The organism is Caballeronia sp. AZ10_KS36, assembly GCF_023631105.1.
Lineage (GTDB): Bacteria > Pseudomonadota > Gammaproteobacteria > Burkholderiales > Burkholderiaceae > Caballeronia.
The window spans coordinates 1-10,147 of sequence record NZ_JALQDQ010000042.1; the positions used below are offsets into that span (position 1 = coordinate 1).

The window sequence follows — 10,147 nt, forward strand, 5'->3', positions numbered from 1 at the left end:
CGCGCGCCGAAGACAGTGCCTTACGCCGACGATCTGCAACGCGCCGCCGACGTCCTCAACGCGGGCAAGAAGGTCGCCATACTCGTCGGCGCAGGCGCGCTGCAAGCCACGGACGAAGTGATCGCCGTCGCCGAAAAGCTCGGCGCGGGCGTCGCGAAGGCGCTGCTCGGCAAGGCCGCGCTGCCCGACGATCTGCCCTTCGTGACCGGCTCCATCGGTCTGCTCGGCACGGAGCCGAGCTACAAGATGATGACCGAATGCGACACGCTGCTCATGATCGGCTCGGGCTTTCCCTACTCCGAGTTCTTGCCGAAGGAAGGCGCGGCCCGCGGCGTGCAGATCGACCTGAAGGCGGACATGCTCTCCATCCGCTATCCGATGGAAGTGAACCTCGTCGGCGATAGCGCTGAAACGCTGCGCGCGCTCTTGCCCATGCTGCAACAAAAGACGGATCGCGCATGGCGCGAAGGCATCGAAGGCTGGATGGCCGATTGGTGGAAGAAGCTCGAAAAGCGCGCACTGGAGCCGGCCACGACAGGCGTGAACCCGCAGCGCACGGTGTGGGAACTGTCGCCGCGCGTGCCGGCCAACGCCATCGTGACAAGTGATTCGGGGTCCTGTGCAAACTGGTATGCGCGTGATCTCAAGGTCAAGCGCGGCATGATGTGCTCGCTGTCCGGCGGCCTCGCTTCGATGGGCGCGGCGGTGCCGTATGCGATCGCGGCGAAGTTCGCGCATCCGGAGCGGCCCGTGATCGCGCTCGTCGGCGATGGCGCCATGCAGATGAACAACATGGCCGAGCTCATCACCGTCGCGAAGTACTGGAAGCAATGGTCCGATCCGCGCTGGATCTGCATGGTGCTCAACAACGAAGACCTGAATCAGGTCACGTGGGAACAACGCGTGATGAACGGCGACCCGAAGTTCGAAGCGTCGCAGGACATTCCGTCCGTGCCGTATCACCGCTTCGCGGAGTTGATCGGCTTGCGCGGCTTCTATGTGGACGACGCCGAGCGCATGGCCGCCGTGTGGGACGACGCGCTGGCATCGGACCGGCCTGTCGTGATCGAAGTGAAGGCGGACCCGAACATCGCGCCGCTGCCGCCGCACATCACGCTGCAACAGGCGAAGGCATTCGCGACGACGCTCTTCGAAGGCGATCCGAACGAACGCAGCATCATCGTCGATACGGCGAAGCAGGTGTTGGGCGCGGTGCTGCCGGGGCACAAGGACGAGTAGACGGGGCCGCGCCATGCATCTCACGAAACGCGAAGCGCCGATCGAAGCGGTTCGAGCACGCGCCTATACGATCCCGACCGATCGTCCGGAAGCAGACGGCACCTATGGGTGGAACTCGACGACGCTCGTCGTCGCCGAGGTCACTGCGGCGGGCAAGACGGGCATCGGCTACACGTATAACGATGCGAGCGCGGCGAAGCTCGTCGAAGCGACGCTCGCGCCGACGCTCATCGGCGAAGACGCGTGGAATATCGATGCGCTCTGGCTGCGCATGCAGCAGCGCGTGCGCAACATCGGGCGCTCGGGGCTTGCGGCGAGCGCCATTTCCGCGCTGGACTGCGCGCTTTGGGATGTGAAGGCGCGCCTGCTCGACATACCGCTCGCGCGTTTGCTCGGGGCCATGCGCGATCGCGTTCCCATCTACGGCAGCGGCGGGTTCACGACCTACACGGACGATGAGATTCGCGCGCAACTCGGCGGCTGGGTGCACGAAGACGGATGCCGCTGGGTCAAGATCAAGATCGGCACGGAGCCTTCGCGCGATCCGCATCGCGTGGCGGTGGCACGAGAAGCGATCGGGGATGCAGCGGGCCTTTTCGTCGATGCGAACGGCGCATTCGATCGCAAGCAGGCGCTCTTCTATGCCGAGCAGTTCGCGCAATACGGCGTGGAATGGTTCGAAGAGCCGGTGTCATCGGACGATATCACGGGCCTCGCGTTGCTGAGAGACGCGCTTCCCGCGCACATGGAACTGGCTGCGGGCGAATACGGCTACACGCTCGACGACTTCCGCGCGCTGCTCGCGCATCAAGCCGTCGATGTGCTGCAAGCCGATCTCACGCGCTGCGGGGGCGTCACGGGCTTCTTGCGCGTGGCCGCGCTGTGCGATGCCTTTCATGTGCCGCTGTCGGCGCATTGCGCGCCCGCGCTGCATCTGCACGCGGCCTGCGCCGCGCCGCGCTTGCGGCATCAGGAATGGTTTCACGATCACGTTCGCATCGAGTCGATGCTGTTCGACGGCGCGCCGCGCGCCCACGAAGGCGCCATTGCGCCGGACTGGTCGCGGCCGGGCTGCGGGCTCGATTTCAGGCATGCGGACGCGCACCGGTATGCGGTTTAGAACGAACGGCATTCGACTTCAACATGACGCAAACCAGAATGATCGACATCGCCATCGGCTGCGGCGTCGCGGCGGCGGGACTTGCCGTCGCGCGGCTCGGCACGCGCGAAGCGCATCGCTCGAAGAAACAGACGCACATCGACACGGCGCGCACGTTCAACCATAGCTCGGCGCTGCTCGCGCTCTCGGTTCTCGCTGACAGCGCGATGGAGCACTATCGCGGCTCCTTCGACAACCCGGCCATGTACACGCCGCTCGTCGTCTCGACGCTCTCGCTGCTCGCCGGACTGCACGGTGGATCGGACCGCGAGGCGGCACGGCATCCCGTGCGCGATTCGGTGTATATCGGCGCGGCGCTCGCGGGTATCGCGGGGACCGGGTTCCATCTGTACAACATCACGAAGCGTCCCGGCGGATGGAGCTGGCACAACCTCTTCTATGCCGCGCCCATCGGCGCGCCCACGGCGCTGCTGCTTTCGGGCGCGCTCGGCGCGGTGTCCGAACGATTGCGCGACGAGCCCGCGCACGAGCCGCGCCTTTTCGGCATGCCGGCCGGACAGGCGCTCGCGCTCGTCACGAGCGCGGGGCTCGTCGGCACGCTCGGCGAAGTCGCGCTGCTGCATTTTCGCGGCTCGTTCCAGAACCCGGTGATGTATGCGCCGATCGTTATCCCGCCGGTCGCCTCCGTCCTGCTTCTCAACACCGCGCTTGCCGCGCCGCGCGAACGCCCGCTCACGCGGCTGTGGCTGCGCATCACGACGGCGCTCGGCTTTATCGGCGTCGGCTTTCATGCACGCGGCGTCGCGCGCAATCGCGGCGGCTGGCGCAACTGGAGTCAGAACCTTTTCAACGGACCGCCGCTGCCCGCGCCGCCGAGTTTTTCCGCGCTCGCGCTCGCGGGTCTTGCCGCGCTTCGACTGCGGGAGACCGAAAAATGACCACGCTGCCCCGCTATCCGGACTATGACGTGATGAAGAAGCGCGACACGTCCTCGTGGGACGACGTGACGCGCCAGGTCATCGACAAGCGGCTCTCCACGCCGCAAGGCCCGATGTTTTTCGATGCCGTCGAATGGCGCGCGCTCTGTGCGTTATGCGCGTGCATCGTGCCGCAGGACCGCGAGCGGCCCGCCGTGCCAGTGGCTTCGCTCGTCGATGCGCGCCTTGCCGAGAACACCGGCGACGGCTATCGCGACGCGCGCTTGCCGCCGATGCGCGATGCCTGGCGCATCGGCCTGCATGCGCTCGATGCCGAAAGCCGCGCGCGCCATGAACTGCCGTTCGCGAGCATCGACGACGACGCGCGGCGCGCGCTGATCCACGACATGCAGCACGGCAAGCTCGACCGCCCCGAGTGGCAAGGCATGCCGCCCGCTGTCTTCTTCGCGGAGCGCGTGCTGCACGACATCTGCGGGATGTATTACGCGCATCCGCATGCTTGGAGCGAGATTGGCTTCGGCGGCCCGGCCAATCCTCGCGGCTACGTGCGCATGGTCGCCAACCGGCGCGATCCGTGGGAAGCGGCCGAAGCAAAGCCCGGCCACGATGACGATGCACGCAAGGAGAACGCCCGTGTCCGCTGAATCGCCGAAGGACGCCGAGCACTTTCCGCGCGGCAAGAACGGGCGCGCGCCCGACGTATACCATACCGGCGCATGGATTCCGATGCGCGAATATCCGCAAGACGAAGCGGTCGATTTCGCGATCGTCGGCACCGGCGCGGGCGGCGGCACGCTCGCGTGTCGTCTCGCGGAGAAAGGCTTCAAGGTCGTCGCGTTCGATGCCGGCGCATGGTGGCGTCCGCTCGAGGAATTCGCGTCCGACGAGACGCATCAGGGCAAGCTCTTCTGGACCGACGACCGCATCTGCGACGGCGAAAACCCGCTCAAGCTCGGCAACAACAACAGCGGCAAGGCGGTGGGCGGCAGCACCGTTCACTTCGCCATGGTGTCGCTGCGCTTCCGGCCGGAGTGGTTCAAGTCGCGCACGCTGCTCGGCTACGGCGCAGACTGGCCGGTGGACTGGCGCGAGATGTGGCACTACTACGCGCAGGTGGAAGACGCGCTGAAGATCGCGGGGCCGGTGAACTATCCATGGGGACCGAAACGTCCGCGCTATCCGTATCGGCCGCACGAACTGAACGCCGCCGCGCTCGTGCTCGCGCGGGGCTGCGAGGCGCTCGGCATCGACTGGTCGCCGACGCCGCTCGCCACCGTCTCGGCGCCGCGCGGCGAAGCACATCCGTGCGTGTATCGCGGCTTCTGCGTGTCGGGTTGCGCGACGAATGCGAAGCAGAGCGCGCTCGTCACGTGGATACCGCGGGCCGTGCGCGCAGGTGCCGAGATTCGCGACCTCGCGATGGTCGGGCGTATCGTGATGGGCGACGACGGACGCGCAACGGGCGTCGAATACATGCGCGAAGGGCAATGGCAGTTCCAGCGCGCGCGCAATGTCGTGGTGGCGGGCTATGCGATCGAAACGCCGCGCCTGCTCTTGATGTCCGCGACGGACCGCTATCCCGATGGCCTCGCGAACAGCTCCGGCCTCGTCGGCAAGAACCTGATGGTGCAGAGCAATCAGGCCGTCTGGGGAACGATGGAAGAAGAAGTGCGCTGGTACAAGGGCCCGCCTTCCCTTTCCCTCACAGAGCACTGGAACTACGAGGACAAGGGCAAGGACTTCTTTGGCGGCTATTGCTACATGAGCCAGGGACCGTTGCCGGTGCAGTGGGCGTCGGTGCAGAACGGACGCGGCTTATGGGGTCAACAGTTGATCGACGAAATGCAGAAGTACAACCATCAGGCGGGCTTGAAGATCGTCGGCGAAACCATGCCGCAGGAGCGCAACCGCGTGACGCTCGCCGACGAGAAGGATCAGTACGGGCTGCCGATCGCGCGCGTGACACACTCGTGGTGTGAAAACGACCGCCGACTGATTGAGCATTCTCTTCGATTCATGAACCTTGCACTGGAAGCGGCGGGCGCTCGCGACACTTGGCCAGAAACCGACGACACCGCGCATCTTAACGGCACAGCGCGGATGGGCGACGATCCTGCGAAAAGCGTCGTCAATGCGGATTGCCGCAGTTGGGACATCGATAATCTATGGATTTGCGACGGCTCTGTCTTCCCGACGGTGGGCGGCGTTAATCCGTCTCTGACGATACAGGCGATTGCCCTACGCACTGCGGACAGGATACAGGCGCTCGCGGCACGCGGCGAATTGTAAGATGAACCCGTAGAACCGCACCTACGCGACGACATGTTCGCCTAAGAAATGGTCTTGCCGAATGACGTTTTCGGCACCCACGACCACGTCACGACGCTTCAGGAATGCGCCCGGTCGGCGATCGTGTCCTCCCTGGGTCTTTTTCTCGTGCGAGTCGCGGGGCGCAGAATCTTCGGAAGATGGCCGGCCCTCGACATCGCAGGCCGCACGCGTTCAATGCTTGGCGCACGCACCCACGAATGGTCCGCAGAAAGGTCCCTTGCGTCTGTTCTCGCGATCCGGTCTATCGTTTCTTTGAAACCGTTCCATGTTCATAGCACTACCAGCTTCCTCGCCCCGGCGGTCGTGTTCGCCTACCTTGAACAGGTGGTTCATCCAACTCCCGGCGACCACGGAATGCGGTCCGGATCCTCGGCGATCTGACCTACTCGTCGGGCTGCTTGCCGCGGCGATCGGTTAAGCAAGGTAGCTAGAACCGCGCTTAAATGGTCAGAAGCCCAGCTGCCAACGGCTGCCTCGAACCCAAGGAGGCGCGCCACACCGTTGCCATTGTCGTTGAGAGCGACGTGTCCGCTTCCGGCAAGCCGTTTTTCCCGGGACCGTTGCGGAAGTGGTCCGGCGGAAGCCGCGGCAGTCCTAGTGTTTGAAAGATGGAGGATGCAGCCGTCCGCAAGGCGTCTGTCATTCCGCCAAATGCTGCCATACAGTGTCACTCGCAACCGCGATCGGAGATATATCGCCCCGCTAGGCGCCCGAGGACGGGCCGCCGCGTTGAGCGGGCGCTCCATCGCGATCCATGTAAGCGCGACAGGGTAATGTGCCGAGAAGTGTGCAAAAAGTTCGGAGGCGGGAAGATGCCGAAGGAAGGGGTGGCCGTGGTGTAAGTTGATGAATGTCGAGTTCGTCAACCTGCCCTCGGGAGGACTTACGCCATGGCCACGACCAAGCGTAGTACGATCCGGCCGCCAGTGGAAGCGCTGGTTGCCGGCGACCGGGATCTGATGAAGGCGCTCATGAAGGATGCGCTTCAGGAAGTGCTCGAAGCGGAGATGACCGAGCTGCTGGGAGCATCGCCTAACGAGCGGACCGAGACACGCAGTGGCTATCGAGCCCAGCCGCGGGCTGGTGACGCGCATCGGCAAGCTGGAGCTGCGCGTGCCGCGCGACCGGCACGGCGAATTCTCCACTGCCTTGTTCGAGCGCTATGCGCGCAGCGAGAAGGCACTGGTGGCCGCGCTCGCCGAGATGTACGTACAGGGCGTCTCGACCCGCAAGGTCAAGGCGATTACCGAAGAGCTATGCGGTCACAGCTTCTCGGCCTCAGCAATCTCCGCCATCAATAAAGGACTCGACGCAACGCTGGCGAAGTTCGCGCATCGGCCGTTAGAGGAAGCGTATCCGTATCTGATCGTCGATGCGCGCTATGAGAAGGTGCGCGAATCGGGCGTGATCCGCTCGCAAGCGGTGCTGATTGCCATCGGCATCAACTGGGAAGGCCATCGGCAGGTGCTGGCTGTGGAAATGGCCAACCGCGAAAGCCAGTCGAGCTGGAAAGAGTTCCTTCTGGCGCTAAAAAAGCGTGGCCTGTCAGGCGTCGAGTTCGTCGCCTCGGACGACCACGCGGGGCTCAAGAAGGCGATCGGCGAGGTGCTGCCCGAAGCCGCCTGGCAGCGCTGCTATGTGCACTTTCTGCGCAACGCATTGGACTACCTGCCGCGCAAGGCCGATGACGACTGCTTGCAAGAACTGCGCTGGATGTCCGACCGACGCGATCTGCAGGAGGCGCAGCGAGATCTCGCGGCGTGGATTACCAAGTGGCAGGGCAAATATCCGAAGCTCGTCGATTGGGTGGAAGGCAACATTGCCGAGACGCTCACGTTCTACCGGCTGCCGCGCGCGCATCACAAGCATTTGAAGTCGACCAACATGCTCGAGCGCTTGAACGAAGAGATTAAGCGGCGTACGCGTATCGTGAGGATCTTCCCAAACGAGGCCGCGTGTCTGCGCTTAGTCAGGGCGCTATGCAGTGAAACCCATGAAACGTGGCTGGAGGACAGCCGCTATCTGAACATGGCCCTGCTGGCCGAGCAGAAAAAGGAGTTCTTGCGCGCTGCTGCATAGCGGCGGGCGGCGTTCGGCGCTGCGGGCTACGCCCTCCGCACCGCACGCCGCACAGAAGGATCAACTGAAACCGCCGGCATCCGGTTTCTGCACACCTTGACGCACACAACTCGCGACAGATAAGCGCGCGACCTCGACTACCTGCCGACGCCGAACGCAAAAGCGCATCTCTAATGGCGATGCTATCGGACCCGTTCGCCTATGGATGGGTGAAATGCAGCGCTAGTGTTCGAAACAGCGGGAACCGCTCGGCTCGGGCCGCTTAAGCCTCTGTTTCCACGTTGTATCCGATGAATCAAAGGCACATGGCTCGGTCTCCATCGCTTCCCATCGCCTACTTATGAATTTTGGAGCGAAGGCTTTCGACCTCGTGGTCCGAAACCGGCGCCGCATGATTGCCCCATGTACCACGAATGAAGCTGACGACCTGCGCCATTTGTGCGGTCGTCAATTGACCGCGGAAGCCCGGCATCTTTTGCGGCGCCGGGCCTGTCTCGGTCGATGGGCTCTTGCTGCCTTCGATCACGATGCGCAGGACCGATGTCGGATCTTCCGCCAGCACGAGCGGGTTGCCGGCGAGCGCTGCCACCTTGCCCGGCTGACCTGTGCCGTCCGCCTGATGACAGCGCGCGCAGAACGACAGATAGATGCCCGCGCCGGGACGCTCCACTTCGCCGGTCTGAATGCTGCGCGCCGTCTGCACCTTGGCGTGGTCCGTGTTGGCGAAACTGCCGTAGGTTTGTTGTGGCGGCAATGACTTGAGATAGGTGGCGATCGCATTCAGATCGCCATCGGTCATGTACTGCATGCTGTCCCCGATGACCGGTGCCATGGCCCCGAAAGCGATCGCGCCTGCGCCGTGACCTGTACGCAGGAAATCGACGATGTCCTGTGCAGTCCAGCGTCCTAGTCCGCTGCCCGGATCGCCGGTAAGGTTGGGTGCAAGCCAGTGATCGTTCACGCCGCTCGTGAGATACCATGGCGACTTCTCACTGTAACCAAGCTCGTTGTAGGCGGGACCGCGCGGCGTATGACATGCGCCGCAATGCCCCAACCCCTGCACCAGGTACGCGCCGCGATTCCATTGCGCGCTGCGCTTAGGATCGGGCTCGTATTGATCCCGATTACCGAATGCCCAGCTCCAGAACAACATGCCCCATCGCTGATTGAACGGAAAAGGCAGATGCGTTTCCGGCGCGCGCTTCGCGCTCGGCTTCACGCCATGCATCAGATACGCATAGAGCGCGGTGACGTCGTCATCCGTCATGTTGGCGAGCGACGGATACGGCATGGCCGGATAAAGCCGCTTGCCGTCGCGGCGCTTCCCATAACGTATCGCGTCCGAGAACTCCTTCAGCGTATAGCGTCCGATACCCAAGGTTGGGTCCGGCGTGATGTTGCTCGCGTAGATAGGGCCGAAAGGCGAATTGACCGGCATTCCCCCAGCAAGCGGCGTGTGATCGGCCGCGTCGTGACACGCGCTGCAATCGCCCGCTTTGGCGAGGTATTCGCCGCGAGCGATCAACTGCGGCGAACTGGTCATCGGCGACTGCGCCGTGACGTTGTCGGGAAGATCGTCGTTCGCCCGGCCACTGCATGCGCCCAGGGTGGCGAGCACGACTGGCATCAGTGCAGCGGCGATGTGGTTCTTCAAACTCGTCGCGTTCATTTCAATGCCATTGATTGCAGGAATCGAGGAACACTTCGGCCAGAATGGTGAAGACCAGCGCGAGGACGAAGAGACAGCCGATCAACGCACTGCACAGCGCAATGAAGCGCTTGCGAGCCAGCTGTTCTTCAAAGCGCGAAGGCTTCTCCGAAGACGCCTCGCCGCCGCGCTCGGTCTTGGCCTGCCTTTCCTTCCTTTGCAAGAAGCGAAAGCCGTAGACCGCCATACCTGCGCAAACGAGCGACACGATCACAGCCGCAGCCGACGTGCCATACAGCCACGCATGAAAGTGCCTGAAAACCGGCTCCGCCCGACGAATCGATTCGGCGTAGCAGCCCTGTGCGGACACTGTCTCGGAGATGACCACCTGTAGCAGCCATGCGCCCGGCGAGAGGAAGAAGCCCGCGCACGCGCAGACGACGAGACGCCGCTTTTCTTCTTTCGTGAGATGCTGTTCGGGCAGCGCGGACGTTTGCATCAGTGACCCCGCATCCAGAAAGGCGTCACGTAGAGCGACGTGAAGATGAAGAGCCACACTACGTCGACGAAATGCCAGTACAGGCCGCCGATCCGCATCGGTGCATTGCGTTCCTCGTCGAAATAGCCGAGCGCGATCCACACGGCAAGCAACACGAGAATCACGATGCCGACCATGACGTGCGCCATGTGAAAGCCGGTGATCGTGAAATACAGGGAGCCATAGAGATGCGCCGTGATGCCGTAAGGATGGTCGTGCCATTCCTTCAACTGCATGCCGGAGAAGACGCAGCC

Annotated in this window: 8 protein-coding genes and 1 pseudogene; 6 read left to right on the forward strand and 3 right to left on the reverse strand. The window is 63.7% G+C overall.

The window, feature by feature from the left end:
- The 6 genes and pseudogenes from NCR35_RS27010 to NCR35_RS27035 form a co-directional block, all read left to right on the forward strand.
- A partial coding sequence (locus NCR35_RS27010) for a thiamine pyrophosphate-requiring protein (RefSeq protein ID WP_250536993.1) occupies nucleotides 1-1,239 on the forward strand: 1,239 nt, incomplete at its 5' end.
- Nucleotides 1,240-1,252: 13 nt separating this feature from the next.
- Nucleotides 1,253-2,359 carry an enolase C-terminal domain-like protein gene (locus NCR35_RS27015; RefSeq protein ID WP_250536994.1) on the forward strand — a complete coding sequence of 369 codons (1,107 nt, stop codon included), beginning with the start codon at nucleotides 1,253-1,255 and terminating at the stop codon, nucleotides 2,357-2,359.
- Nucleotides 2,360-2,382: 23 nt separating this feature from the next.
- Complete coding sequence (locus tag NCR35_RS27020; protein ID WP_250536995.1) at nucleotides 2,383-3,297, forward strand: hypothetical protein; 915 nt, start codon at nucleotides 2,383-2,385, stop codon at nucleotides 3,295-3,297.
- Complete coding sequence (locus tag NCR35_RS27025; RefSeq protein WP_250536996.1) at nucleotides 3,294-3,941, forward strand: gluconate 2-dehydrogenase subunit 3 family protein; 648 nt, start codon at nucleotides 3,294-3,296, stop codon at nucleotides 3,939-3,941. The genes NCR35_RS27020 and NCR35_RS27025 overlap by 4 nt, the downstream gene beginning before the upstream one ends.
- Entirely contained in the window at nucleotides 3,910-5,586 is a 1,677-nt protein-coding gene (locus tag NCR35_RS27030) for a GMC family oxidoreductase (protein WP_250536997.1), read from the forward strand. Before NCR35_RS27025 ends, NCR35_RS27030 begins: the two co-directional genes overlap by 32 nt.
- 932 nt (nucleotides 5,587-6,518) lie before the next feature.
- Nucleotides 6,519-7,707 (forward strand): annotated as a pseudogene (locus NCR35_RS27035) (IS256 family transposase).
- Nucleotides 7,708-8,041: 334 nt separating this feature from the next.
- Here the strand turns inward: NCR35_RS27035 and NCR35_RS27040 are convergent.
- The 3 genes from NCR35_RS27040 to NCR35_RS27050 all read right to left on the reverse strand — a co-directional run.
- Nucleotides 8,042-9,334: a c-type cytochrome gene (locus NCR35_RS27040; RefSeq protein WP_502801730.1), complete on the reverse strand. Its 1,293-nt coding sequence runs from the start codon at nucleotides 9,332-9,334 to the stop codon at nucleotides 8,042-8,044.
- A gap of 43 nt (nucleotides 9,335-9,377) precedes the next feature.
- Nucleotides 9,378-9,854 carry a hypothetical protein gene (locus NCR35_RS27045; RefSeq protein WP_250536998.1) on the reverse strand — a complete coding sequence of 159 codons (477 nt, stop codon included), beginning with the start codon at nucleotides 9,852-9,854 and terminating at the stop codon, nucleotides 9,378-9,380.
- The coding region (locus tag NCR35_RS27050; protein ID WP_250535752.1) for a cytochrome c oxidase subunit 3 at nucleotides 9,854-10,147 on the reverse strand (294 nt) is incomplete at its 5' end. The genes NCR35_RS27050 and NCR35_RS27045, both read right to left, overlap by 1 nt.

Coding starts and splice junctions, on each gene's coding strand:
- NCR35_RS27020 (WP_250536995.1), top strand. CDS start 2,383: ATGACGCAAACCAGAATGATCGACATCGCCATCGGCTGCGGCGTCGCG.
- NCR35_RS27040 (WP_502801730.1), bottom strand. CDS start 9,334: ATGCCAGTCGTGCTCGCCACCCTGGGCGCATGCAGTGGCCGGGCGAAC.
- NCR35_RS27025 (WP_250536996.1), top strand. CDS start 3,294: ATGACCACGCTGCCCCGCTATCCGGACTATGACGTGATGAAGAAGCGC.
- NCR35_RS27015 (WP_250536994.1), top strand. CDS start 1,253: ATGCATCTCACGAAACGCGAAGCGCCGATCGAAGCGGTTCGAGCACGC.
- NCR35_RS27045 (WP_250536998.1), bottom strand. CDS start 9,854: ATGCAAACGTCCGCGCTGCCCGAACAGCATCTCACGAAAGAAGAAAAG.
- NCR35_RS27030 (WP_250536997.1), top strand. CDS start 3,910: ATGCACGCAAGGAGAACGCCCGTGTCCGCTGAATCGCCGAAGGACGCC.